General features: G+C 62.5%; 23 protein-coding genes, 1 tRNA gene and 1 pseudogene. 9 read left to right on the plus strand and 16 right to left on the minus strand.

Annotated features, from left to right (window positions below):
- The first annotated feature begins 2 nt into the window (after nucleotides 1-2).
- The 4 genes from ehuC to OKW37_RS24515 all read left to right on the plus strand — a co-directional run bounded on the left by ehuC (nucleotide 3) and on the right by OKW37_RS24515 (nucleotide 3,662).
- A complete protein-coding gene (ehuC, locus tag OKW37_RS24500) occupies nucleotides 3-662 on the plus strand; it encodes an ectoine/hydroxyectoine ABC transporter permease subunit EhuC (protein ID WP_018423791.1) in 660 nt (219 codons plus the stop codon).
- A 4-nt stretch (nucleotides 663-666) separates the two neighbouring features.
- The gene (gene ehuD / locus OKW37_RS24505; RefSeq protein WP_184061530.1) at nucleotides 667-1,326 is read left to right on the plus strand and encodes an ectoine/hydroxyectoine ABC transporter permease subunit EhuD; all 660 of its coding nucleotides are present in this window, start codon (nucleotides 667-669) and stop codon (nucleotides 1,324-1,326) included.
- Between the two features lie 3 nt (nucleotides 1,327-1,329).
- Nucleotides 1,330-2,103 carry an ectoine utilization protein EutA gene (eutA, locus tag OKW37_RS24510; RefSeq protein ID WP_429404095.1) on the plus strand — a complete coding sequence of 258 codons (774 nt, stop codon included), beginning with the start codon at nucleotides 1,330-1,332 and terminating at the stop codon, nucleotides 2,101-2,103.
- Nucleotides 2,104-2,312: 209 nt separating this feature from the next.
- Nucleotides 2,313-3,662: an MFS transporter gene (locus OKW37_RS24515; protein WP_429404097.1), complete on the plus strand. Its 1,350-nt coding sequence runs from the start codon at nucleotides 2,313-2,315 to the stop codon at nucleotides 3,660-3,662.
- Nucleotides 3,663-3,724: 62 nt separating this feature from the next.
- Here OKW37_RS24515 and OKW37_RS24520 read toward each other — a convergent pair whose 3' ends face one another.
- From OKW37_RS24520 to coxB, 8 genes are all read right to left on the minus strand, one after another.
- The gene (locus OKW37_RS24520) at nucleotides 3,725-4,114 is read right to left on the minus strand and encodes a YunG family protein (protein ID WP_184061533.1); all 390 of its coding nucleotides are present in this window, start codon (nucleotides 4,112-4,114) and stop codon (nucleotides 3,725-3,727) included.
- Between the two features lie 267 nt (nucleotides 4,115-4,381).
- Nucleotides 4,382-4,537: a hypothetical protein gene (locus OKW37_RS24525; protein WP_167368682.1), complete on the minus strand. Its 156-nt coding sequence runs from the start codon at nucleotides 4,535-4,537 to the stop codon at nucleotides 4,382-4,384.
- Nucleotides 4,538-4,623: 86 nt separating this feature from the next.
- Nucleotides 4,624-5,322 (minus strand): hypothetical protein, encoded by a 699-nt coding sequence (locus OKW37_RS24530; protein ID WP_429404099.1) that lies wholly within the window; start codon nucleotides 5,320-5,322, stop codon nucleotides 4,624-4,626.
- A gap of 20 nt (nucleotides 5,323-5,342) precedes the next feature.
- On the minus strand, nucleotides 5,343-6,113 hold the full coding sequence (locus OKW37_RS24535) for a tetratricopeptide repeat protein (protein WP_429404101.1): 771 nt from the start codon (nucleotides 6,111-6,113) through the stop codon (nucleotides 5,343-5,345).
- Between the two features lie 176 nt (nucleotides 6,114-6,289).
- The gene (locus OKW37_RS24540; RefSeq protein WP_429404103.1) at nucleotides 6,290-7,615 is read right to left on the minus strand and encodes a ferredoxin reductase family protein; all 1,326 of its coding nucleotides are present in this window, start codon (nucleotides 7,613-7,615) and stop codon (nucleotides 6,290-6,292) included.
- Between the two features lie 51 nt (nucleotides 7,616-7,666).
- Nucleotides 7,667-8,002: a hypothetical protein gene (locus OKW37_RS24545; RefSeq protein ID WP_018423781.1), complete on the minus strand. Its 336-nt coding sequence runs from the start codon at nucleotides 8,000-8,002 to the stop codon at nucleotides 7,667-7,669.
- Complete coding sequence (gene ctaD, locus OKW37_RS24550) at nucleotides 7,999-10,536, minus strand: cytochrome c oxidase subunit I (RefSeq protein WP_429404105.1); 2,538 nt, start codon at nucleotides 10,534-10,536, stop codon at nucleotides 7,999-8,001. Before ctaD ends, OKW37_RS24545 begins: the two co-directional genes overlap by 4 nt.
- The gene (gene coxB, locus OKW37_RS24555) at nucleotides 10,533-11,219 is read right to left on the minus strand and encodes a cytochrome c oxidase subunit II (protein WP_429404107.1); all 687 of its coding nucleotides are present in this window, start codon (nucleotides 11,217-11,219) and stop codon (nucleotides 10,533-10,535) included. The genes ctaD and coxB overlap by 4 nt, the downstream gene beginning before the upstream one ends.
- Before the next feature lie 51 nt (nucleotides 11,220-11,270).
- On the opposite strand from coxB, the gene OKW37_RS24560 reads away from it, so the two are divergent.
- Nucleotides 11,271-11,783 carry a DUF2231 domain-containing protein gene (locus tag OKW37_RS24560; RefSeq protein WP_184061538.1) on the plus strand — a complete coding sequence of 171 codons (513 nt, stop codon included), beginning with the start codon at nucleotides 11,271-11,273 and terminating at the stop codon, nucleotides 11,781-11,783.
- Here OKW37_RS24560 and OKW37_RS24565 read toward each other — a convergent pair.
- From OKW37_RS24565 to OKW37_RS24580, 4 genes are all read right to left on the minus strand, one after another.
- Nucleotides 11,747-12,259 carry a CopD family protein gene (locus OKW37_RS24565; protein WP_429404109.1) on the minus strand — a complete coding sequence of 171 codons (513 nt, stop codon included), beginning with the start codon at nucleotides 12,257-12,259 and terminating at the stop codon, nucleotides 11,747-11,749. The two genes, OKW37_RS24560 and OKW37_RS24565, sit on opposite strands and share 37 nt — an antisense overlap.
- Nucleotides 12,256-12,981 carry a cytochrome c oxidase assembly protein gene (locus OKW37_RS24570; protein ID WP_429404111.1) on the minus strand — a complete coding sequence of 242 codons (726 nt, stop codon included), beginning with the start codon at nucleotides 12,979-12,981 and terminating at the stop codon, nucleotides 12,256-12,258. The genes OKW37_RS24565 and OKW37_RS24570 overlap by 4 nt, the downstream gene beginning before the upstream one ends.
- 587 nt (nucleotides 12,982-13,568) lie before the next feature.
- Nucleotides 13,569-14,225, minus strand: coding sequence for a glutathione transferase (gene yfcF, locus OKW37_RS24575; protein ID WP_429404113.1), 657 nt, complete (start codon nucleotides 14,223-14,225; stop codon nucleotides 13,569-13,571).
- A 49-nt stretch (nucleotides 14,226-14,274) separates the two neighbouring features.
- Nucleotides 14,275-14,472, minus strand: a complete 198-nt coding sequence (locus tag OKW37_RS24580; RefSeq protein WP_162634082.1) for a hypothetical protein — start codon at nucleotides 14,470-14,472, stop codon at nucleotides 14,275-14,277.
- 265 nt (nucleotides 14,473-14,737) lie between these two features.
- On the opposite strand from OKW37_RS24580, the gene OKW37_RS24585 reads away from it, so the two are divergent.
- Nucleotides 14,738-14,822: transfer RNA gene (locus OKW37_RS24585), tRNA-Leu, on the plus strand.
- A 93-nt stretch (nucleotides 14,823-14,915) separates the two neighbouring features.
- On the opposite strand, the gene OKW37_RS24590 is transcribed toward OKW37_RS24585, so the two are convergent.
- From OKW37_RS24590 to OKW37_RS24605, 4 genes and pseudogenes are all read right to left on the minus strand, one after another.
- Nucleotides 14,916-15,935 (minus strand): D-cysteine desulfhydrase family protein, encoded by a 1,020-nt coding sequence (locus OKW37_RS24590; RefSeq protein WP_429404115.1) that lies wholly within the window; start codon nucleotides 15,933-15,935, stop codon nucleotides 14,916-14,918.
- 78 nt (nucleotides 15,936-16,013) lie between these two features.
- Nucleotides 16,014-17,210: an aminotransferase class V-fold PLP-dependent enzyme gene (locus OKW37_RS24595; RefSeq protein ID WP_429404117.1), complete on the minus strand. Its 1,197-nt coding sequence runs from the start codon at nucleotides 17,208-17,210 to the stop codon at nucleotides 16,014-16,016.
- 27 nt (nucleotides 17,211-17,237) lie between these two features.
- Nucleotides 17,238-17,495, minus strand: a pseudogene (locus OKW37_RS24600) (RidA family protein); the annotation flags it as partial.
- A 15-nt stretch (nucleotides 17,496-17,510) separates the two neighbouring features.
- On the minus strand, nucleotides 17,511-18,806 hold the full coding sequence (locus tag OKW37_RS24605) for an L-fuconate dehydratase (RefSeq protein WP_429352919.1): 1,296 nt from the start codon (nucleotides 18,804-18,806) through the stop codon (nucleotides 17,511-17,513).
- A gap of 190 nt (nucleotides 18,807-18,996) precedes the next feature.
- Between OKW37_RS24605 and OKW37_RS24610 the strand changes: the two genes are divergently transcribed.
- From OKW37_RS24610 to OKW37_RS24620, 3 genes are all read left to right on the plus strand, one after another.
- Nucleotides 18,997-19,758 (plus strand): GntR family transcriptional regulator, encoded by a 762-nt coding sequence (locus OKW37_RS24610; protein WP_429404119.1) that lies wholly within the window; start codon nucleotides 18,997-18,999, stop codon nucleotides 19,756-19,758.
- Between the two features lie 91 nt (nucleotides 19,759-19,849).
- Entirely contained in the window at nucleotides 19,850-21,367 is a 1,518-nt protein-coding gene (locus tag OKW37_RS24615) for a sugar ABC transporter ATP-binding protein (protein WP_429404121.1), read from the plus strand.
- A 13-nt stretch (nucleotides 21,368-21,380) separates the two neighbouring features.
- Nucleotides 21,381-22,409 (plus strand): ABC transporter permease, encoded by a 1,029-nt coding sequence (locus OKW37_RS24620; RefSeq protein WP_018423767.1) that lies wholly within the window; start codon nucleotides 21,381-21,383, stop codon nucleotides 22,407-22,409.
- Nucleotides 22,410-22,517 lie beyond the last annotated feature (108 nt).

Genomic DNA, 22,517 nt, shown 5'->3' on the forward strand with positions numbered 1-22,517 from the left:
CGATGAACCACTGGTCCGGCTATTTGCAGCTGATTCTGCAGGGAGCGCAGACAACCGTCGAACTGACGCTGATGGGCGCGGTCCTCGCGCTCGTGATGGCATTCGTCGCTGGACTCGGGCGCCTATCGCGTTTCTTCGTGGTGCGGGCATTGGCCACGTCGTATATCGAGTTTTTTCGCGGCACCTCGATATTCGTGCAGCTGTTCTGGGCGTATTTCGTGTTGCCGATGGCCGGCCTCACGCTGACGCCGCTGCAGGCCGGCGTGCTCGCGCTCGGTTTGAACGTCGGCGCGTATGGCGCTGAAGTGGTGCGCGGCGCGGTCGCCGCGATCGGCCACGAGCAGCGCAGCGCCTGCATTGCGCTGAATCTTTCCCGCTATCAGCGCATGCGGCACGTGATCTTGCCACAGGCCTTGCCGCTGATGCTGCCCACGTTCGGCAACAACGCGATCGAGCTGCTGAAGGGCACGGCCGTCGTGTCGCTGATCTCGCTCGGCGACATGACGTTCCAGGCGCAGGTGGTGCGCTCGCAAACCGGCAATACGTTGATCCCGTTCGCGACGATTCTCGCGCTGTACTTCGCCATGGCCTGTCTGATCTCGTTCGGCATGCGCAAGCTGGAAAGCCGGATGAGTTTCGGTCTCGACCGCATCAGGAGATAGACGAATGGAATGGGACTGGAGCTTCGTGCGCGAGATTCTGCCGACCCTGCTGCAAGGGTTGGAGATCACCGTGCTCGCCACTTTGCTAGGCGCGGTGGTGGCGGCCGTGGTCGGCATGGCGATTGCCATTTTGCGGCTGGCGCCGAATCGCGCGGTGTCGCGCGCCACGTCGGCGATCGCGAGTTTTATTCGCGGCACGCCGCTGCTCGTGCAGTTGTACTTCGTGTTCTATGTGCTGCCCGACATCGGCATACGGATGCCGGCGCTCGCGGCCGGTGTGCTCGCAATCGGCGTGCATTACGCGACATATGCGGCCGAGGTTTATCGCGCCGGCATCGAAAACATTCCGCGCGGGCAATGGGAAGCAGCAAAGGCCTGCAACCTGAGTCCCGCGCAAACGTGGCAGCACGTGATCCTGCCCGAAGCGGTGCCGCCGATGGTGCCCGCGCTCGCCAATTATCTGATCTCCATGTTCAAGGAGACGCCGTTACTGTCGGCGATCACGGTCCTCGAATTGATGAATCAGGCAAAGATCATCGCGAATACGGATTACCGCTATCTGGAGCCGATGACGCTTGTCGGCGTGCTGTTCCTGATCATCAGCCTGATCGCGGTGGCCGGTGTGCGACTCCTTGAAAAGCGTTTTCCGGCTCCGGGGCATTGAACGATGCAAATAACTATTCGACAGTTCGAACGCGCGCCGCATCTGATCGAACGCGCTTTCGACAAACGTATCGGCCTCCTGATCCTCGCAACCGATCACACGACCGAGCCGGACTTCGCGGCACTCGTCGCAAACGAGCGTATCGGCATCTATGTGAATCGCGTGCCGTATGCGAACCCGGTGACGCCCGACAATCTGCGCGCGATGCAGCCATCGCTGAGCGCGGGCGCGGCGCTGATCCTGCCCGACGAAACGCTCGACGTCGTGATGTATTCGTGCACGTCGGCATCCGTGATGATCGGCGATGCGCAGATCGAGCGCGCCATTCATGCGGCGAAGCCATCGGCCAAAGTCGTCACCCCGACCGCTGCCGCGGTCACTGCGCTGAGCACGCTGGACGCGCGGCGTATCAGCGTGCTGACGCCGTACACCGCCGAAACCAGTCGGCCGTTGTGCGAGTACTTTGCCGCGCAAGGCTTTGCGATCGACCGCTTCTCATGCCTGGGTCTGACCGACGACCGGGAGATGGCACGGATTTCGCACGATGATATCGTCGCCTTCGCGCGCGATGCGACAGCGCCCGACTCCGATGCGCTGTTTATTTCGTGCACCGCGGTGAGAGCCGCGCCGATCATCGCGCGAATCGAAGCCGCCATCGGCAAGGCGGTAGTGAGCAGCAACCTCGCGACCGCGTGGATGTGTTTGCGCCTTTGCGGCGAAAACGAGGCGAGGCCACAGCAGGGTCGTTTGATGACGCTGCCGTTGCTGGTGCGCTGAGAGCACTGCGCGACGCCAATCATGTTGTTTTTCCCGAACGCGCGCGACGCGTCGCCGACGCACGCGTACGGATTACCGCATCCGTTGCAGGCTTTATGGAAAACCCCGATGCCTGCATCGTCCTAGAACATCGTTGCAGGCGCGGGTCGCCGGTATCGTGGATTCGGGCGACGTTGCCTGTGTCGCATAGAAACATCCCAGGAGAAGACATGCACTACGTACATTCATGGACCGCGCAGAGCGCGCAACCGCAGGCGCGCAGCTTGCTGCGACGCGCAATCGCGGCGTCGGCACTCGGAAACGCAACCGAGTGGTTCGACTACGGTATTTACGCCTACGGCCTGAGCTATATTTCGGCCGCGTTGTTTCCCGGCAGCACCGCGCAGGCCACGTTGTTTGCGCTCGCGACGTTCGCCATTTCGTTTCTCGTGCGTCCGCTTGGCGGCCTGTTCTGGGGGCCGCTCGGCGATCGCCTCGGCCGCAAGCACGTACTCGCGTTGACGATCATCCTGATGTCGGTCGCAACGCTGCTGGTCGGACTCGTGCCGACTTACGCGAGCATCGGCTGGTGGGCACCGGTTATCCTCGTCGTTCTGCGGATGATCCAGGGCTTTTCGACGGGCGGCGAATATGGCGGCGCGGCGACTTTCATGGCCGAGTACGCGCCGGACAATAAGCGCGGCTTTTGTGGCAGCTTCCTCGAATTCGCGACGCTGTCGGGCTTCTCGCTCGGCGCGTTTCTGATGCTCGGTTGCTCCGTCGTGCTCGGCAACACGGCAATGCATGCGTGGGGATGGCGTCTGCCGTTTCTGATTGCGGCGCCGCTCGGCCTGATCGGTTTCTATCTGCGCTCCAGGCTCGAAGACACGCCGGTTTTTCGCGAGCTCGAACAAACGATGCACAAGGAGCAGCATAGCTGCGTCACGCTGAAGGCATTGCTGCGCGACTATTGGAAACCGCTGATCCAACTCGGCGGACTCGTGGTTGCTTTGAATGTCGTCAACTACGTGCTGCTCGCCTATATGCCGACTTTCATGCAGAAGCAGCTCGGCATGAGCGACAACATGTCCCTGCTCGTGCCGCTGCTCGGCATGCTCGCGATGATGGTGTTTCTGCCGTTCGCGGGCACGTTCTCGGATCGCGTGGGACGCAAGAACGTCTGGTGGTTTTCGCTGATAGGCCTGTTCGTCGCGGCGATTCCAATGTTCCTGCTGATGAAGCTCGGCGTGGCGGGCGCGTTCATCGGCTTTGCGGTGCTCGGGCTGTTGTACGTGCCGCAACTGGCCAGCATCTCGGCGATGTTCCCCGCGATGTTTCCGACCCAGGTCCGTTACGCGGGGATGGCGATTGCGTATAACGTGTCGACGTCGATTTTCGGCGGCACGGCGCCGATGGCGAACGAATGGCTGGTCGCGCATACGGGCAATGCGCTGGTGCCCGCTTATTACATGATGGCCGCGTGCGTCGTGGGGGCGATTGCGTTGATCTACGTGCCTGAAACGCGCGGGTGTTCGTTGCGCGGGCAAGGCATTCCGGGGAAGCAGGAAGTGATTGTTTGAAGTGACATGGCGTGGCCAACCGCGTATCGATGCAGTTTGGCCACGCGCGTTTGATTGAGCGTTTATTTCAGCTGGCTTTGCGCGAGCCTCGACTTCAGCAGTTCGTATTTCTCCCGCGACGTATCAGCGAACGCCGCCTCACGACTCGAACGCGTATCGTCGAATGGAATCGGTTCGGCAAACTGGCTGACCGTCAGATCCCATCTGCTGCCGTCGATCAGGTTGTAGAAGTGCGTGCCCCCCGACGTACGCGTCGTCAGAATCTCGCCACCGAAATAGTCCTGCATGATCAGAGACGTAACGCTGCAATGATTCTGCGCGGGATTCGTCGACGACCACGCATGCGTGGGGCTCGACGTATCGCCGGCCCATACGCGTGCAAGGACGCGGTATAGATCGATGGGCGTCGCAAAGATCTTCGATACGGCAGGCGTCTGTGCTTCCTGTGTCATGGCGGCAATCCTTCGTTCGATGAGCGGAAAAGGTCGTGGAAAACAAAAAGCCCCGTCGTTGCCGGCGGGGCTTTCTGGCGCATGTCGCTGCGAATGATGTCTAGCGGCGTATGCGTATGCGAGTCCCCACAGGCAGTCCCACGCGGGCATGCGCATGATGATGCTTTGCAGTCGGGCGGTATGTGAGGGCTTGCATAGTGAGCGAGTGTGCCTTCGATTGCGCGACGCGTCAACGAATCATCGATAACTGCGTCGCGCTGACCGTGCTTACGACTTCGCGCCGCTCAGGATCGCGAGGCTCGGGCAGTAGTGCGTCGCGCTCAGATACGCGGCCTGCTGCGAGCGCACGCCTGCGCTGCTCGACGTCGGCGGATCGATGAATACCTGCGCGTTGTTCGATCCCGCAGGTGCCGTCAGCGTCATCGTTACTGGGGATAGAAATGAACGTGGCGCGCGTCGAATCAGGCGTTCGAGCGCGGATGGCTTGCGCCGATGTGCTTCAACGCAATTCAACCGCCGGACAGAACCGTGTCCTCGACTTCGTAGCGCTCATTGCCAACTGAAATCAGATTGATGCCGGCATGCTTGCGCGTCAGCGTGTCGCCGGGCATCGGCCGATCGCTCGCGGACGCGGCCGTGCCGACTACCCGGCCGTTGACGCCGAAGAAAATCGCCCGCGTGGCGCCATCGGGCCAGTAGACCACGACCGTAGTCGATCGATCGCCGTGATGCACGACGCCGAACTTGCACATCGTTTTGGTCTGTCCGTTGCCGCGCTCGCACGGCAACGTGCCGCTCGCGCTGATAGGCGATTCCTTCACAGGCCCGCGGCCGTTCTGCGAGCCGGCCTGAGCGCTTTCAGTCGAAATCGAAATCAGCGTCACGCCTTCCGCTTCGCCGACCACGCGCGCGCGCCGCTGATGCCCGACGATCGCGCGCACGGCGGCGCTGTCGCGCGAGCCCGGACAGCCGACCAGCATCGCCATATGGTCGAGATAGTTCACGGTCGCGGCCGACTCGCCGAGCCGCCGGCATGCATCGCCCGCGTGCGGATAGCCATCGCCGAGCACGACGAACGACGCGGGCCATTCGAACGGTTTCTCCATGCCAGCGGCCTGCGCGGAAGTCGAAGCGCCGGCGGCACCGAAAGCCATCGCCGCAATCGCCGCGTACGGCGCCGAAGCAAAAGACCGGGTCGTGCGTCGCATCGAAGTTCTCCTCGGCTTGCTCACGCTCGAGCCGCGCCGGCCGCCAACGCGGCCTGCGCCCGCTGCAGCCACTCGCGATTATGCTCGCGCGCGTGGCGCGGCCAATGTTTGGCGTCCTGCACGATTTCCGCATAGAGCGCGCCGGCGCGGCGGCGGTCCGCATCTTCCGGTTGCGCGGCGAGCCAGTCGGCGAAGAGGCAGCGCGGCGCGACGTCGGTCGCGCAGGTCAGCGCCTGTTCGAATGCCGCGCGTGCGCCCGGCGCATTCCGCGCGGCCAGCGTGCGCGCGTTCAGCAGCGCCGGCTCGCCCTGGTTGCGTGCCCGCGGATTGACCGAGAACAGATCCGCCAACGTCGCATCCGCGGCCGTGTAGTCGCCGAGCGCGAACTGCGAGCGCGCGAGACCGAGCAGCAGCGCAGGATCGTTTGCAAATGGGCCGTTCGCCGCGGTCTGGAAATGTTCGAGCGCTTCGCGCGGATTGCCGGCCGCGAGCAAGGCCTCGCCGAGCCGCATCCGATGCTGCACGGTCGGCGCGCGGTCGAAATCGGCGCGCGCTTCACGCAGCGCGCGATTCGGATCGACGAATTGCGTGATCGCCTGCGTGGCCACCCGCGCGCCGCGCGAATGGCGCAGACCCGGCAGGTAGATCGCGAAGAAGTACACGACACTGCCGAGCAGCGGAAAAGCAAACAGAATGAATAGCCAGTAGATGCCCTGGTTATTGCGCATCGCGTGGACGGCGAAAAAGATCGCGATGAAAACGTGAAGACCAATTCCAAAAAAGTAGGGCATATCGATTCAACCTTCGAGCATGAGGAAAAGCGCGCTGCGAGCCCGTCTTTGGCGTAACCGGGCCCTAATGCAGCGAACCGACCCGCAGATACGCGAATAGAAGCGACAACGCCACGACGATCACGCCGGTGGCAATGACGAGACGGTTGGCCAACAGTCGGCGCATCGCAAGTCTCCTAGACGAAACTGTAGCGTTCGGAATGGTAGCGGATGCGCGGCACTTTCATTTCGCCGAGCGCCGTTTCGATCGCATCCATCATGGAGTCCGGGCCGCAGATGAAATACTCGTGATCGGCGAACTCGGGCGGGAGATGTCGCCGGAACATCGCGGCGTCGATGCGCCCGACTTCCCCGCTCCAGCCTTCGGGCGGGTCCGACAGCACATAGACGATGCGCAGATCGAGCCGCGCTTTCAGCGCATCGAGCTCCTCGCGGAAAGTCAGCGAGTCCCAAGTCTTGCCGCTGTACAGTAGCACGAGCGGACGTTGGTCGCCGCGATCGGCGAGCGAGCGGATCATGCTCATCATCGGCGTGATGCCGATACCGCCCGCGATCAGCACGTGCATGTCGGTCGGATGCCCGATCGTGAACGCGCCATACGGTCCGTCCAGATACACGCGCCGACCTGCCTCGATCGTCTTCACCTGGCTCGTGAAATCGCCGAGATTGCGGATCGTCATTTCGACGCGACCGTTCGCGGCCTCGGCGCTCGACGAGAACGAAAAAGGATGTCCGGTGATCCTGAACGGGCTGCCCCATACGTTGAGCCAGCCGAACTGGCCGGGCTTGAAGCGCAAGCCAGCGTGGCCGTCGGGCTGCATCACGAGCGTCGTCGTGTCGCCGCGTTCGGCGCGCACTTCCGCGATCCGGTACGGACGCCTGATCATGAAGAGCGGTTTGAACAGACGCACGTACAGCAGCAGCGCTACCCAGAATACTGTCATGCAGATCCACAGCGTGCGCTTGAACGGATCGGTCAGATAGAAGCCCCAGCCGATCATATGCAGCACGCCGCCGAAGATCGCGACTAACGCGAGCCCGATATGCGACAAATGCCACAGCTCGTAACGAATCTTCAATTGCTTGCGCCATAGCGCGGTGATCACCAGCACGATCACCGAGCCGATCGACAGGAACGCGAACCACGCGCCCCACGGTACCTCGAGCAGCGAGCCGGGCATCGCGACCTTGTCCGAGCGGATCGCGAACAGGATCAGCGGGTGCGCGACGACCAGGCTGACCGCGAGCAGCGACACGCGTCGATGGAAATGATAGATAACGTCCTCGCCCCACGGCTCGGTCACGTGACGAAAGCGCGCGGTGAGGCCGAATTGCAGGCCCATCATCGCGAGTCCGGAATAGCCGAGCGCCACCGAGAATTCGGTGCCGAAGTTGCGCGCGGGCGGGAGCGTGCCGGTCAGCAGCGCAAACAGCGGCGCGAGAATGAACAGTAGATAGATGACCGACCAGACGGCCTTGTGCACGAAATCTCGAGACTGCATCGGTGCTTCTCCATGCCGGGTGCGGCGGTCCCGCTCGCGCTCAGTCCGCGTTTAGACGCAGGTGGTGAGCAGCAGCGCGGGCCCGAACGTGATCACGGTCGCGACCAGCGCCGCGATCAGGGTCCAGACGACGACGGTATGCATGAACGAGCTGATGCGTTCGGGACCGGGGTCGCGGGTGGCGGCGCGATAGCGCCATAGCCAGCCGATCGCGATCAGATGCAGCAGCAGAATGATCGCGAGACTCGCGCGCAGCGGGCCGGTGGGCCACGCGAACGCGCAGCCGATCGCGTGCAGCGCATACAGGATCACGAACGCGAGACACCAGATCGTGAAGCCGACGGCGAGCCACCACAACCGCCGCGGCGAAAGCGGACGCGCATTCATGGTCTGGCTCCCAGCACGGCGACGAGGCTCGGCAGCGCGAGCACGAGTCCAAGCGCGATGATGCCCGTCGCCAGCGTGTAATCGACCCACAGGCGGGTGAGGCGCAGATCGGTCAGGCGTCGCGCGGAAACGAAGCCCGCGCCGACGCGCAGCACGTTGCTGATGAGGAACAACAACCCGACGCCCGCGTGAACTGCGATGTACGTGAGCAGCGCCGCGGCCGTCGCGCCGAGCGCATGCTCGCGCGGATTCGGTGTCACGCCGTTGATCAGCATCACGCAGGCGATGAGCGCGACGATCAGCGCGATCGCGCTCAGCCCGATCGTGCCGTGCGGTTTGCGCTCGGCGGCGGCCGCGCGCAACGAGCCACGCGTGGCGGCTGCGGCGACCGCGAGCGCGACGGCCGCGACGAGAGCGAGCCCGCGGTTCGGATGCGGCGTCACGGCTGCCGGCCAGTTCGGCGCGGCAATCCACAGGTAGAACGTGCCGAAGATCAGCGAGGTGAACAGCGTGCTGTTCGCGATCAGCGCGCAGATCATCGAAAGCCACGACGGCGAACCGACGACCTCGGTATGCGGCGGCACGCTGACGCCTCGGCCGACCGGCAGCGCGCCGTAATCGCGCGCGTGCCCCGCGCTCTGGCCCGCGTAGATGAAGAGGCCAAACGTCACGAATGCGAATGCGACCGACAGCAGATAGAACTTGAACAGCATCGCGAGCACCGCCGCGGCGGTCACGAGCGCGGTGACGAGCGGCAGATAGGTTGAGTTCGGCAGCACGATCAGCTGTTCGGGCTCGCCCGATGTCATATGCACGCCTAGCGTCTCCTGCCAGCCGTTGCGCGTGAAACCGAGGTAACCCTCGCCGCGCGCCAGAGAGGTCGCTAGCTGGCCCGGGGGCACCTTTTCGGTTTCGTCGTCCATGTGCGGGATCGACGCGAATGCGTACGGCGCGGGCGGAATCGGCATCGCCCATTCGAGCGTGGTCGATTGCCACGGGTTACGTCGCACGCGTTGGCCGAAACGCAATTGCACGACGATGTCGATCACGACGAGCGCGAAGCCGATCGTCATCACGAAGCTGCCCACCGACGACAGCAGATTGAGCCAGTTCCAGCCTTCGTCGCCGCTATAGGTGAAGACGCGCCGCGGCATGCCTAGCAGGCCGGTCAGGTGCATCATGAAGAACGTCATGTTGAAGCCGATGAACACGAGCCAGAACGCCGGCACCGAAAGGTTATGCACGGCGGTGCGCCCGGTCAGCAGCGGCAACCAGTAATAGAACGCCGCGAGCATCGGAAACGCGAGCGCGCCGGCCACCACGTAGTGCAGGTGCGCGACGACGAAGTAGGTGTCGTGCGCCTGCCAGTCGAACGGCACGATCGCGAGCATCACGCCGGTCAGGCCGCCGCACGTGAACACGAAGAAGAAGCCGAAGATGTACAGCATCGGCACGTCCCAACGCGGTCGGCCGTGCGACAGCGTGGCGAGCCATGCGAAGAACTGGATCGCGGTGGGCACCGCGACGATCGCGGAGCCCGCCGAGAAGAACGCGAGCGCCAGATGTGGAATGCCCACCGTAAACATGTGGTGCACCCAGATGCCGAAGCTCAGGAACGCGAGCGCGATGATCGCGACGACGATCGTGCGATAGCCGATCAGGCGGCGTCGCGCGAACACGGGGATCATCGTCGACAGCACGCCGGCCATCGGCAGGAAGATGATGTACACGTCCGGGTGGCCGAACAGCCAGAACAGATGCTGCCACAGCAGCGGATCGCCGCCGCGCGTCGGATCGAAGAACGGCAGGTTGAACGCGCGCTCCACCTCGAGCAGGATCGAGCCGAGAATCAGCGGCGGAAACGCGACGATCATCATCATCGCGGTGACGAGGATGTACCACGCGAAGATCGGCATGCGATCCAGCGACATGCCCGGCGCGCGCATCTTCAGGATCGACACGACGATTTCCATCGCGAGCGACAGCGCCGAAATCTCGACGAACGTGATGCCGAGCAGCCACACGTCGGCGTTCAGTCCGGGCGTGTACACGTTGGAGCTGAGCGGCGTGTACATGAACCAGCCGCCGTCGGGCGCGCTGTGCAGAATCAGCGACACCGTCAGGATCGTGCCGCCGAACAGATAGCACCAGTAGCCGTAAGCGGTCAGGCGCGGAAACGCGAAGTCGCGCGCGCCGAGAAACTTCGGCGTCAGATAGACCGCGAAGCTCTCCACCATCGGGATCGCGAACAGGAACAGCATCATCGATCCATGCATCGTGAAGACCTGGTTATAGGTCTCCACATCCATGAAGGCCGCATGCGGCGTCGCGAGCTGCACGCGCGTGAGCATGCCGAGAATCCCGGCGATCGCGAAGAACACGAACGACGTGATCATCATGCGCATGCCGAGCACCGTATGGTTGACCGCGGCGAGCCTTTGCACGCCTGGCCCGGTGGCCCAGATCGCGGCAAGCTGGCGATGCAGCCGCAGCGCGGTGATGCCCTGTGATGGCGGCTCGACGGGCACACTCATTTCTTCACCTCCCCGTTGGCGGCGGCGTTTTTGACAGCAGCCGGAAAATCTTCCGGACGATCGACGATCACGGTGAAGTGCATCCCCGCATGACCGATGCCGCAAAACTGGTTGCATTGTCCGGCGTACTGGCCGGGCTGATCGGCCTGGATACGCAGCAGGTTGTGGTGGCCAGGGACCGCGTCGATCTTGCCCGCGAAGCGCGGAATCCAGAATGCGTGCACGACGTCGAGGCTCGTCACGACGATATCGACCGGCGTACCCGCGGGCAGGTGCAGCACGTTCTCGGTTTCGACGTTGCCGAGTTCCGGATAGCGGAAGGTCCAGCGCCATTGCTGCGCGATAGCCTCGATGCGCGCGGGCGCATGCGCGCGCAGCGGCAGCAGCAATTCGCCCGCGTACAGCGCGTAGCAGATCAACGGGATCAGGATCACTGCCGGCAGCACGAGACCGCCGAGCACGATCCAGCGCGCGGGCGACACGTGCGAGCCCCAGCCGGGCCGGAAGACCGTCATCAGAAACAGTACGAGCACCATCGCGAACAGGATCGCGGCGCCCGCCAGCATCACCCACCACAGCCCGGCGATCGATGCGGCGGCCGGACCCGATGGCTCGAGCGTCGAGAGCGGCCCGGTGCAGCCGGACAACGCGGCGAGCGATCCGGCTTGGACGGCCAGGCGCAAGCAGCTATGATGCTTTGCACCACCAGGCACCCGATGCGAGGACACACCATCATGGCAAACAAAGGCAATGCTGGAAACGAGACGCGAAGCGAAGTGATGCTCGAGCTGTTGCGGCTCGACAAGGGGTCGGTGGTGGCGCTCGTCGGTCATCCGATTCACGTGATGATGGTGCATTTCCCGATCGCGTTCGTCGTCGCGACGTTGGGCGTCGACGTAATCTACTGGTGGACGGGCGACCCGTTCTGGATTCGCGCCGGCTTGTGGGCCGCCGGCTTCGCGTTCTGGAGCGGGGTGGCTGCGAGCGTGGTCGGTACCGCCGAGCTGCTGCTGGTGCGCGGTATCCGCCTGAAGGAAGCGAGCTGGTCGCATGCGGTCGCCGCGATGACGCTCGTCGCGCTCGCGGGTGCGAACTGGGGCGTGCGCCTTCATTACCCCGATGAGATCCTGCCGCATGGGCTCGTGCTGTCGGTGCTCAGCTCGGTGATGACGGGCTTCGCCGGCTGGCATGGGGGCAAGCTCGTGTTCGATCATGGCGTCGGAATTCTCGTTTCGCCGAAGGAGTGATGCAGCCAGCGGCCAAGTCCACCGGGCTCGAACAGATGCGGGGCCAGCAGGTTCGAGTCGATGTGAGGCTTGGCCAGCACGATCCAGATGATCGCGACGATCACGATCAGATAAGCGATGGTCAGCGCGATCGCCGAGGTACGGCTGAACCTGCCGTCGGGCAGATACAGATCGTGCAGTACGAGGCCGGCCAGCACATGCAGCATCGCCATGATGCCGACGAACACCATCTTCGCGGTGAACCATTCGACGAAGGTGGCCTGCAGAAAAATCAGCGCGGTGCCGCTCGCAATCGCGACGAAAGCGGCGGGCGAGGTCAACTCCACGAACACGAGACGCGTGATGCGGTGCAGCCGGTCGAGTTCGGTGCCCGCCGCGAGCCCGCGGCGCTGCCAGAACAGATACGGCAGCACGATCAAACCGCCCGACCAGACGGCGATCGCGGCCAGATGAATGAACTTCAGCAGGGTCGTCACAGCGCGGGCTCTCTGACGCGCAGGCTTGACCAGACGAGCGAAAGTCCTGCCGCGAGATAAGGGATCATCGCCAGTACCCACATCAACAGTCCGGCGAGTTGCTGGTCGGCGAGCGGGGTGAGCCCCCACGCGGCGGTGGTCGCGAAGTGCGCGACGTAGAGCGGCACCGGCGCGAACACGATCAACGCGCCGAGCAAACCCATATGGCCGATCGTCGCGACGAGCGCCATCAGCGCGGGGCCGGTCGGCAGCGACGGCGAGAAGATGCTGCGCCACATGAGCCATGCACTGCCAAGCAAAGTAATCTGCATCAGCCAGTAGCCGGGTACCGTCGCGAGTCCCCACGCATAAGGCCCAGGCGCATGCCACAGCCAGATGATCACCGCATGAGCGGCGACCACCGGCACGAGCGGCGGATGCGCGAGGCGCGGCAGCGGAAACGCGAGGGCGAGCAGGGGGGCGACGGCAGCGATCAGAATGATGTGATGGGTGACGCGCGCGGAGAACAATGCCGAGGACAACGCGCAGAGCGGCGACACGAACACGAGGGCCATCAATGCGACGGCTCCCCATCCCGCCCGTGCATTAGCCGAGCGGTTGCTGGCCACGAACCATGCGAGCGCCGCGAGCGCGACGAGCAATGGCGGATCCGTATTCCAGCGCAGCCACAAGGTTTCGGGGACAGCCGCGGGACCACAGTAGGCGACAGGAAAATATGGCATGGGCGATGTCTTCAACGAGTCCAGGTGCTTCTTCAGTACACGCAAGCAAACGCGTGACAGATAACGCCTTCGAATTGTCGGGACGGCTCACGATCCAACTGATCGCTCACGTACTCTAGCGCAAATAAACTGTTTAGGGACGGCTATCTGAATCCTGTTAGTTTTTGCGTGACAGAATGTTTTCAATTTGTCACTCGAGGCTTTTGCCGGCTGGATAAAAGCCGGTGTAATGGCGGCGGTAAGATTGCAATGGTGCGGCGCAATACTTCAGGCTCACCTGCCCGGCGTACTATGATGAAATCATGTGACGGAGACCCGCCATGTTTCATGATCCCATCCGAATTCCCGCAATGATCGAATTGACATTGCTTGCGATCGTGCTGATCGTTGTCAGCATCGTACGCGCGAGGCAGCAAAGGAAGCGGGCGCGGAATCGGGCCATGGCGGAGCAGCGAAGCTCTGATAAAACGCGAATGTAATATTCGCGTTTACTGCATCTTTTAATACCTCCGTATTCAGCTATTTTTCTGGTCTTTGTTACTTCTATCGACGGCTTTTCGGCGTGGCGGCAGCCACGCCGGTCGACTTTATAGCGGTGGACGCTCCAGTTGGACCCACTGCTGCACGCTGGCGCGCTGCCATTGTTGCGTGGCGTACTCCTTGAGCTTGTGCGGAACGGGATCGCCGTTCAGCACGAGGCGATTGAGCATCAATGCGAGGTCCGTATCGGCGATGCACCACTCGCCGAACAGATTGGGCGAATTGGCCGTAAGCAATGCATCGGCGGCGGCGAAGAGTTTTTGTGCCGCTTCTTGTGCGCTGGCGGAAAGCGGGCCGCCGCGCGATCCGTAGAAAATGACTTCGGTGGAACGCTCCGGGCGAACCGGTAGCAGATCGCTGCGCAGCCAGGCCTGCAGTTGGCGCGCTCGCGCGCGCAGACGCCGATCTTGAGGATAGACCGGGGTGTCCGGGAAAGTCTCTTCGAGGTACTCGGTGATCGCCGACGACTCGGATAACGCAAAGTCTTCGTGTATCAGGGTCGGCACGCGCCGCGTCAATGAGCGGGCCGCATAGTCGGTGGCGTGATTCGCCTTGTTCGCGAGATCGACGGTCGAAAGGTCGAACGGCAAGCGCTTCTCGCGAAGCGTCACGAAGACGGACATCGCGTAGGGGCTGGCGAATTGGGCGTCGGTGTAGAGGTGGAAGGGCGGGTGTGCCACAGGGGCTCCGTTTTCGTTAGTCATTGATGTCGAGCTTCGAATACTAGCTGCTCGTCGCGCGCCGTGCAGCCTTTCACCAGTGCGGATTGGCCATCTCGCACGCGAGCAGGCAGCCTAACGCCGACACGGTGCCGACCGCGCCGAGACCAAATCCTACGGCAAGGTTCTCCGCCGTCGTTGCGCAACCCTGCAGCAGCGTTATCGACGTCAGCAGCGACGCGAGAAAAAGACGATACCGAAGTCGCGAAGAAGATGTGCGTCGTGGTGACATGATATGTTCGCCGTGAAGGGCGCTCTTTCAGCGCATCAGCGTACGAGCATAGCGGTCCGCCATTTGTCGCATTCACCCGAGTAGCGGCCCACAAGCGTCAGACCTTACGAGCGCTTGCGAGGCGCCGGGCCGCGCTCGAATCGGTCGCCGGGCAGCGATACGGGGTGAACGCCTCGTCGGTTTTTCGACCGGTATTGCAACTGCAGAACAAAATCACGCGAGGGGCTTCAAAAAAATAATCAGGCTGATACAATGGCGCCCCTCTGCCCAGGTGGCGAAATTGGTAGACGCACTATCTTGAGGGGGTAGCGCCGAAAGGCGTGTGGGTTCAAATCCCGCCCTGGGCACCATTTCGAATCGTCGATTCGAATCTTCAAGCGCTTCGCGCTTTCTTCAGACAACGGCGGTCGTATCAGACCATCGCGTTGTCTCCGCTTCTGCGCTCAGAACTCGTTCCGATAGGCAAATAGCCCCGGAAGCCCGCCGCTCATCACGAATAGAATTTTCTGTCCGGCACTGTATTTCCCGTTGCTCACGTTTTCCACAAGACCCGCAAATGCTTTGCCGCTATACACGGGATCGAGCAACAGACCTTCCGTCGATGCCATCAGCCGAACAGCCGCGCGCATGTTATCGGTTGGAATGCCATAGCCGGGTCCGAGCTGCGCTTCGTCGATCGAGATCGCGTCATCACTCACGCTTAGGCCCGGGTCGATCAGTCGGACCGTCTGATTCGCCTTATCCAAAGTAACCGTGCGCGCGTGGCCAGCATTCCCATACACCGTGAATGCGGCAACAGGCGACGGATCCACGCCCAGCGCAATAAAACCCGCGACCAGCCCCGCATGCATGCCGCCGCTTCCATTCGGCACCACGACGCGATCGAAGGCCACGTTTTGCGCTTGCGATTGCGCGACGATTTCAGCTGCGCAGTCCGCGTAGCCGAGACAACCGACCGGGCTCGAACCGCCCAACGGACACACATAGACGTTACGGCCCTGCGCTCGCAACTCGTTCGCGCGTTCCTCGGCGAATTGCAATGCGTTGGCCGTGCCGGGAAGATCATGCACGCGCGCATCGAATAGCGCATCGAGCAGCACGTTGCCGTTCTCCATGTAGTCGTGGTCGAAACGTGGCACGGTTCTCGTCAGCACCAGCTCGCATTGAAGCCCGACGCGAGCCGCCGCGGCCGCCGTGAGGCGCGCATGATTCGATTGCCGCGCGCCGACGGTAACGATGGTGTCCGCGCCGCGCGCGAGCGCTTCGCCAATCAGGAATTCGAGCTTGCGCAACTTGTTGCCGCCGCCACCTAGTCCCGTCAGATCTTCTCTTTTGACGTAGATGTCCGCCCCGCCGAGGCGAGCGCTCAGACGCGCAAGGTGCTGAATTGGCGTCGGGCCTTCGAGAAGCGCATGGCGCGGAAACTTTGATAAATCGAGGCGGTGCGATGAGGCGGAGTTCATGGTCGTGTGCGCGCGATTGAGTTGAAAGAGACGTTTCCATTCATTTGACTGACGCAAAGTTCTCTTTGACTCGAGTGCTCAATGCGTCAACGTCCCTATCCCAGCCAGTAATTTATCAACTTCGGCGTCGGTGGTCAGATAGCTGACCGATGCGCGCGCGATCTGTGTCAGCCCTCTGCTAGTCATATCGAACGGCGTGTACGCGACGCCATTCGAGCCGATCGTAATGCCCTGTGCCGCCAACGCGCGTCGCACCGACATGGCATCGAGTCCGGCGACGTTGAACGACACCAGACCGGATCGTTCGACACCCTGGTCGAGCACCCACACGCCCTCCATCGCGGCCAACCGCTCGCGCAATGTCTGCGCGGTCCGATCGATCTGCGCGCGGATGTTGTCGATGCCGATTTCCAGCGCTTCGTCCAATGCATTCGCCAATCCGCAATGCAGTGCAAGCGAGGCTTCCGACGATTCGAAACGCACGGCATCGTCGCGCAGTACAGGGTCGCCATTGGCGTCGAGCGGCGCCGAATAAGTGTCGACGAAGGCCGGCGTCAAGCGGGGCAGAAAATCCCGCCGGACGTATAGCAGCCCGGTGCCGCGCGGTCCACGCAGTGCCTTGCGGCCCGCTCCGGCCAGCACATCGCAGCCGACTTCGACGACGTCGATCGGAAGCTGTCCGACGGCCTGCGCCGCATCGATGAAATACGGAATGCCGTGACGGCGTGCTATCTGCCCAATCGCGGCGGCCGGATTGATCAGTCCGCCATTGGCCGGCAGCCACGTCAGCGCAATCAGTCGGACCCGGTCGTCGAGCATCGCTTCGAGCGCGCGAGGATCGACCCTGCCGCTCTCATCGGAAGGAATCGTCTCTATCGATGCGCCCGCGCGCTGCGCCAGAAGACGCATCGTCGCGAGATTGCCGCCCCATTCGTGCCGTGCAACGAGGATGCGTTGCCCCTCGCGCCACGGACCCAATGCCGCGAAAGCAGCGCCCCAGCCCGGCGAGTTGCCAGTCGTCAACGCGATCTCGGCGGGCTGAGCGTTCAGCAGTCGCGCGGCGAGCGTGCGCGCCCGTTCGGTCTGTTCGCGGGCAGCCGCGCCCGCTTCCATGGGTCCCATCGAGGCTTCGCGCAACAGATGCGCGTGAATCGCTTCGAGCGTGGCGGCCGACGGCAGCGACGCGCCCGCATGATTGAAGTGCGTGGTACTGCGCACACCGGGTGTGCGGGCACGTATTGCGTCGATGACAGCGGGCGACAGCGGAGAAGACATTGGCGGCTCCGGTTGTATGAGTTGAATTCAGACGTTCTTCAAGGCGACAACCGCTTCGACTTCGACGGCGACCCCTGGCGGCAGCGACGCAACACCCACCGCGCTGCGCGCGTGACGGCCGGCGTCACCGAAGATCTGCACGATCACGTCCGACGCGCCATTGGCAATCGTGCTTTGAGCACTGGATGCCGGCGTGCTCGCGATGAACACGTTCAGGCGCACGATGCGTGCCACGCGCTCGAGCCGGTCGCCCGTCGCCGCGACGATCTGCGCGACGACACCAACCCTTACCCTCCAGCATCATTCCTGCCACGCTTCTCCTTCCGGATACCAGTACCTGTCCAGCGTCCCTTCCAGCATCTCGATGCTATACCCGGCCCTTTGCGGCGGCATATAGTGCCCGTTGCGGATCGCCACGGGATCCACGAAATGCTCGTGCAAATGATCGACGTATTCGAGCACGCGATTCTCGAGCGACGCCGACACGCAGATATAGTCGAACAGCGAAATATGCTGCACGTACTCGCACAAGCCGACACCACCCGCATGCGGGCACACCGGCACACCGAACTTCGCGGCCATCAGCAGTACGACGATCACTTCGTTGAGCCCGCCGAGCCGGCAACTGTCGATCTGGCAGAAGTCGATGGCTTGCGCCTGCAGCAATTGCTTGAACATCACGCGATTGTGGCAATGCTCGCCGGTTGCGACGCCAATCGAACCGAGCCGCCGGCGAATCGCCGCATGACCGAGGATATCGTCGGGACTCGTGGGCTCCTCGATCCACCACGGGTCGAACTCGGCGAGACGGCGCATGTTCGCGATCGCCTCATCGACGTCCCACACCTGGTTCGCGTCCATCATCAGCTTCCGGTTCTCGCCGATCTCTTCGCGCAGAATGCGCGCGCGCCGTACGTCTTCCTCCAGATCGCCGCCGACCTTCTGCTTGAAATGCGTCCATCCCTGCGCGACGCCTTCGCGCGCGAGACGGCGAATCTTGTCGTCGTCGTAACCGAGCCAGCCCGCCGATGTCGTATAGGCCGGATAGCCGTGCGCGAGCATTTCCTTTTCACGCTCGCCCTTGGTCTTCGCATGACGATGCAGCATCGCGAGTGCTTCGTGCGGCGTGATTGCATCCGTCACGTAGCGAAAGTCGAGGCAGCGCACGAGTTCTTCCGGGCTCATGTCGACCAGCAGCTTCCAGACCGGCTTGCCGACGGATTTCGCCCACAGGTCCCACGCCGCGTTGACGACCGCCGCGGTGGCAAGATGAATCGCACCTTTGTCCGGGCCGATCCAGCGCAGTTGGCTATCCGAAGTAAATGCGCGCCAGAAAGCGCCCATATTTGCAGCGATATCTTCGAGCTTCTTGCCGACGATCAACGGCGTGAGTGCATTCACGGCGGTCACGCAGATTTCATTGCCGCGGCCAATCGTGAACGTGAGGCCGTGGCCGGTGAGATTCGGCGTGTCGGTTTCGAGCGTGACGTAAGTGGCGGAGTAGTCCGGCGCGGCATTCATCGCGTCGGAGCCGTCCAGCGAACGTGAGGTGGGGAACCGGATGTCCCGAACGGACAGCCTTGTGATCGTTGTCATCTGCGCACCCTCCGGGCTATGGCTATCGGCTTGTCGTCCGCGGACGCAGACGGATCGGTTTCGTGCGCACGTTCTCTGTGTGCGCGTTCCTGCTGCGCGTACGGGTAAGCCCGGAGTTGCCAGATACCAGGTATCCCTAGCTATTTCCAGGCATTTGTACGCGTTGACAACGCGGCATTCACTTTCTAGCATGCTAGCATGTCTTCTCGAAATCAAGGCCTTCGTGAATTCCTCGACCGAACTTGAGAATGCCGCCGGAGACCCGTATGTCGCACTGCAAAAAGTCGGCGGCGGCGAGCGCGGCAGCTTGACCGACGCAGTCGAGGCGGCGTTGCGGGAAGCGATTGTTACGTTGGCGTTGGAACCCGGCATGATGATCGACAAGATGGCTGTGTGCGAACGCATGGGGGTGTCGCGCTTTCCGGTGTCGTCCGCGTTGGCGAGGCTTGCGCATGCGGGTCTCGTCGAGGTTTTGCCGCAACGCGGCACGCGCGTCAAACCGATCGCGCTCGACGACATCCGCCAGCATCTGTTCATCCGCAGCGCACTGGAAGTCGAGACGGTGCGTGGGGTCGCGCTGATGCACGACACGGCGACGCTCGACGCATTGGCAGGCAATCTCGATCAGCAGCGCAGTCTGGCTGGAAGTGGCGAACGTCTGGCATTTCACGCGCTCGATCTGGCTTTCCATGAAATCCTGCTCGACGCGGTGAAGCTGCCGCGCGTGAAGGAGATCGTCGCGGTGTCGCGCAATGCGCTGGACCGCGCGAGACAATTGCTCGCGAGTCCAGAACGGCTCACGCATACGCTGGAAGAGCACGAGAGCATCTTCAAGGCCCTTTGCGCCGGCGACGGCGATGCGGCCGCGAAAGCGATGCACGATCATCTCGACCAGGTCGTCGCCGAATTGCAGCGGTCCGCAAAAGAGCGGCCCGACCTGTTCGCGCCTTGAATGAAAGCTGGAATGAAAGCCGTTGTTCAAGCCGTAAAAAGCTCCACCGTAAAAACGTTGGTGATATAGGCAGCCGTCGACAGATCAGCACATGAACCCACTCATTTCCGTCAACAATCTTTGCAAGAGCTTTCCGGGCGTAAGAGCGCTTCATGACGTCCGGTTCGAACTCATGGCCGGCGAGGTCCATGCGCTGATGGGCGAGAACGGCGCGGGCAAGTCGACGCTGATGAAAATTCTCGCCGGCGTCTATACGCGCGATTCCGGCGAAATTCTCTTCGACGGCAAGCCCGTCGATTTTCAAGGTCCGCGCGACGCGCAAGCTGTCGGCATCGGCATCATTCATCAGGAACTGCAACTGATGAATCATCTGAGCATCGCGCAGAACATCTTTATCGGCCGTGAGCCGCGCAAGGGTCTGGGTCTGTTCCTCGATGAAGACAAACTGAATGCGCAGGCGAGCGAGATCCTCGCCCGCATGCACGTGAAACTCGATCCGCGCACGATGGTCGGCACGTTGACTGTCGCGAGTCAGCAGATGGTCGAGATCGCGAAAGCACTGTCTTTCGATTCGCGCGTGCTGATCATGGACGAACCCACGTCCGCGCTCAACGATGCCGAGATTGCCGAGCTGTTCCGGATCATCCGTCAATTGAGAGAGCGCGGCGTCGGCGTCGTCTATATCTCGCACAAGATGGACGAGTTGAAGCAGATCACCGATCGCGTGACCGTGATGCGCGACGGCGAGTATGTGGCCACCGTGCCGACCGAGGGCACCGGCGTCGAGACGATCATCGGCATGATGGTCGGACGCACGCTGGGCGACGTGACGCCAGTCGAGAGCGCGCCGGTGAAAGGCGAACTCGCGCTCGAAGTGAGAAATCTCGTCGCAGGTCCGCTCGTGCGCGACGTCAGTTTCGAATTGCGCAAGGGCGAAATACTCGGTTTCGCAGGCTTGATGGGCGCGGGCCGCACGGAGGTCGCGCGCGCGGTGTTCGGCGCCGATCCGGTCGAATCGGGGGAGATACTCGTGAAAGGCGTGAAGGCGTCGATCAAGAGGCCCAGTGATGCGGTCAAGCGCGGCATCGGCTACCTGTCCGAAGATCGCAAGCGCTTCGGTCTCGCTACGGGAATGGATGTCGAATCGAACATCGTGATGGCCGATCTCGGCAAGTTCCTGTCAATCAATATGTTTCTGCGCCGCGGGCAGATTCGCAAAAGAGCGCAGCACTTCATCAAGCTGCTTGCGATTCGCACGCCTTCGGCGACGCAGCAGGTGCGGCTTCTGTCGGGCGGCAATCAACAGAAGATCGTGATCGCGAAATGGCTCGAGCGCGATTGCGACGTACTGTTTTTCGATGAACCGACGCGCGGCATCGACGTCGGCGCGAAAAGCGAAATCTACAAGCTGCTGCGCTCGCTGGCGGCGCAAGGCAAGGCGATCGTGATGATCTCCTCCGAACTGCCGGAAGTTCTGCGCATGAGCGACCGCATCGTCGTGATGTGCGAAGGCCGCATTACCGGCGAACTGTCCGCCAGCGAAGCGACGCAGGAGCGCATCATGCATCTCGCGACGCTGCGCGAAACCCTGAAAACGGTACAAGCCTGAAGAGGTCTACGACATGACATTGCGAACGGATACCGCGGCGCTGGACAACGAAAGGCGCACTTCCGGGCTGAAAGCCCGAATTTTCGCGCCGACCGCCGTGCAAAAGATGCTCGCGTTCGCGAGCCTCATCCTGCTGCTGGTGTTCTTCAGCTTCGCGTCGCCGGCCTTCATGCAGATGGACAACATCCTCGGCATTTTTCAGGCGACAGCTGTGAACGGCGTGCTGGCGATCGCCGCCACGTTCGTGATCATTACGGGCGGCATCGATCTGTCGGTCGGTACGTTGATGACATTTACCGCCGTGATTTGCGGCGTGTTTCTCACGTACTGGCATCTGCCGATGTGGACAGGCGTGCTCGCGGCACTCGCGACGGGCGCGGTATGCGGCACGGTATCGGGCACGCTGACCGCCAAAATGAAGATCCCGCCATTCATCGCGACGCTCGGCATGATGATGTTGCTCAAAGGTCTTTCACTCGTCGTGTCGGCGGACAAGCCGATCTATTTCACCGATACCGAGAACTTCTACCGTATTTCCCAGGATTCGCTGATCGGCTATTTCCTGCCGGGCGTGCCGATTCCGAATGCGGTACTAATCCTGTTCTTTCTCGCGATCGTCAGCTCTATTACGCTCAATCGCACCGCGCTCGGCCGCTATACGTTCGCACTCGGCAGCAATGAGGAAGCGGTGCGGCTCTCGGGCGTCAATGTCGATCGCTGGAAGATCGCGATTTACGGCGTGGGCGGCGCTATCTGCGGCATCGCGGGTCTGCTGATCGCGTCGCGGCTCAATTCGGCGCAGCCGGCGCTCGGTCAAGGCTACGAGCTCGATGCGATCGCGGCGGTCGTGATCGGCGGCACGTCGTTGAGCGGCGGTTCGGGAACGATACTCGGCACCATCATCGGCGCTTTCATCATGAGCGTGCTGACCAACGGACTGCGCATCATGTCGGTCGCGCAGGAGTGGCAGATCGTCGTGACCGGTTTGATCATCATTCTGGCGGTGTATGCGGACATCCTGCGGCGCAGCCGGAGAAGTTGACGCAGGAGCAGAAGCAGCAAATAAGCAGGGAACGCAGGAGCAGGAGAGAGAGGGCACGTGAAGGCTCCCTCGAACGCTCGATAGCGGCTTGATAGCCCAACCATTGGA

This window comes from Paraburkholderia sp. MM5482-R2 (assembly GCF_050436125.1).
Classification (GTDB): domain Bacteria; phylum Pseudomonadota; class Gammaproteobacteria; order Burkholderiales; family Burkholderiaceae; genus Paraburkholderia; species Paraburkholderia tuberum.

What these genes read in the sequence shown, in the direction of transcription:
- OKW37_RS24525 (WP_167368682.1), bottom strand. Translation starts at nt 4,537, where the DNA reads ATGACGCTGACGGCACCTGCGGGATCGAACAACGCGCAGGTATTCATC.
- OKW37_RS24570 (WP_429404111.1), bottom strand. Translation starts at nt 12,981, where the DNA reads ATGCCATATTTTCCTGTCGCCTACTGTGGTCCCGCGGCTGTCCCCGAA.
- OKW37_RS24515 (WP_429404097.1), top strand. Translation starts at nt 2,313, where the DNA reads ATGCACTACGTACATTCATGGACCGCGCAGAGCGCGCAACCGCAGGCG.
- OKW37_RS24615 (WP_429404121.1), top strand. Translation starts at nt 19,850, where the DNA reads ATGAACCCACTCATTTCCGTCAACAATCTTTGCAAGAGCTTTCCGGGC.
- yfcF (WP_429404113.1), bottom strand. Translation starts at nt 14,225, where the DNA reads ATGACTAACGAAAACGGAGCCCCTGTGGCACACCCGCCCTTCCACCTC.
- OKW37_RS24595 (WP_429404117.1), bottom strand. Translation starts at nt 17,210, where the DNA reads ATGTCTTCTCCGCTGTCGCCCGCTGTCATCGACGCAATACGTGCCCGC.
- OKW37_RS24530 (WP_429404099.1), bottom strand. Translation starts at nt 5,322, where the DNA reads ATGCGACGCACGACCCGGTCTTTTGCTTCGGCGCCGTACGCGGCGATT.
- OKW37_RS24620 (WP_018423767.1), top strand. Translation starts at nt 21,381, where the DNA reads ATGACATTGCGAACGGATACCGCGGCGCTGGACAACGAAAGGCGCACT.
- OKW37_RS24535 (WP_429404101.1), bottom strand. Translation starts at nt 6,113, where the DNA reads ATGCCCTACTTTTTTGGAATTGGTCTTCACGTTTTCATCGCGATCTTT.
- OKW37_RS24540 (WP_429404103.1), bottom strand. Translation starts at nt 7,615, where the DNA reads ATGCAGTCTCGAGATTTCGTGCACAAGGCCGTCTGGTCGGTCATCTAT.
- OKW37_RS24610 (WP_429404119.1), top strand. Translation starts at nt 18,997, where the DNA reads ATGCTAGCATGTCTTCTCGAAATCAAGGCCTTCGTGAATTCCTCGACC.
- OKW37_RS24590 (WP_429404115.1), bottom strand. Translation starts at nt 15,935, where the DNA reads ATGAACTCCGCCTCATCGCACCGCCTCGATTTATCAAAGTTTCCGCGC.
- OKW37_RS24560 (WP_184061538.1), top strand. Translation starts at nt 11,271, where the DNA reads ATGGCAAACAAAGGCAATGCTGGAAACGAGACGCGAAGCGAAGTGATG.
- OKW37_RS24580 (WP_162634082.1), bottom strand. Translation starts at nt 14,472, where the DNA reads ATGTCACCACGACGCACATCTTCTTCGCGACTTCGGTATCGTCTTTTT.
- ctaD (WP_429404105.1), bottom strand. Translation starts at nt 10,536, where the DNA reads ATGAGTGTGCCCGTCGAGCCGCCATCACAGGGCATCACCGCGCTGCGG.
- OKW37_RS24545 (WP_018423781.1), bottom strand. Translation starts at nt 8,002, where the DNA reads ATGAATGCGCGTCCGCTTTCGCCGCGGCGGTTGTGGTGGCTCGCCGTC.
- eutA (WP_429404095.1), top strand. Translation starts at nt 1,330, where the DNA reads ATGCAAATAACTATTCGACAGTTCGAACGCGCGCCGCATCTGATCGAA.
- OKW37_RS24520 (WP_184061533.1), bottom strand. Translation starts at nt 4,114, where the DNA reads ATGACACAGGAAGCACAGACGCCTGCCGTATCGAAGATCTTTGCGACG.
- OKW37_RS24605 (WP_429352919.1), bottom strand. Translation starts at nt 18,806, where the DNA reads ATGACAACGATCACAAGGCTGTCCGTTCGGGACATCCGGTTCCCCACC.
- ehuC (WP_018423791.1), top strand. Translation starts at nt 3, where the DNA reads ATGAACCACTGGTCCGGCTATTTGCAGCTGATTCTGCAGGGAGCGCAG.
- ehuD (WP_184061530.1), top strand. Translation starts at nt 667, where the DNA reads ATGGAATGGGACTGGAGCTTCGTGCGCGAGATTCTGCCGACCCTGCTG.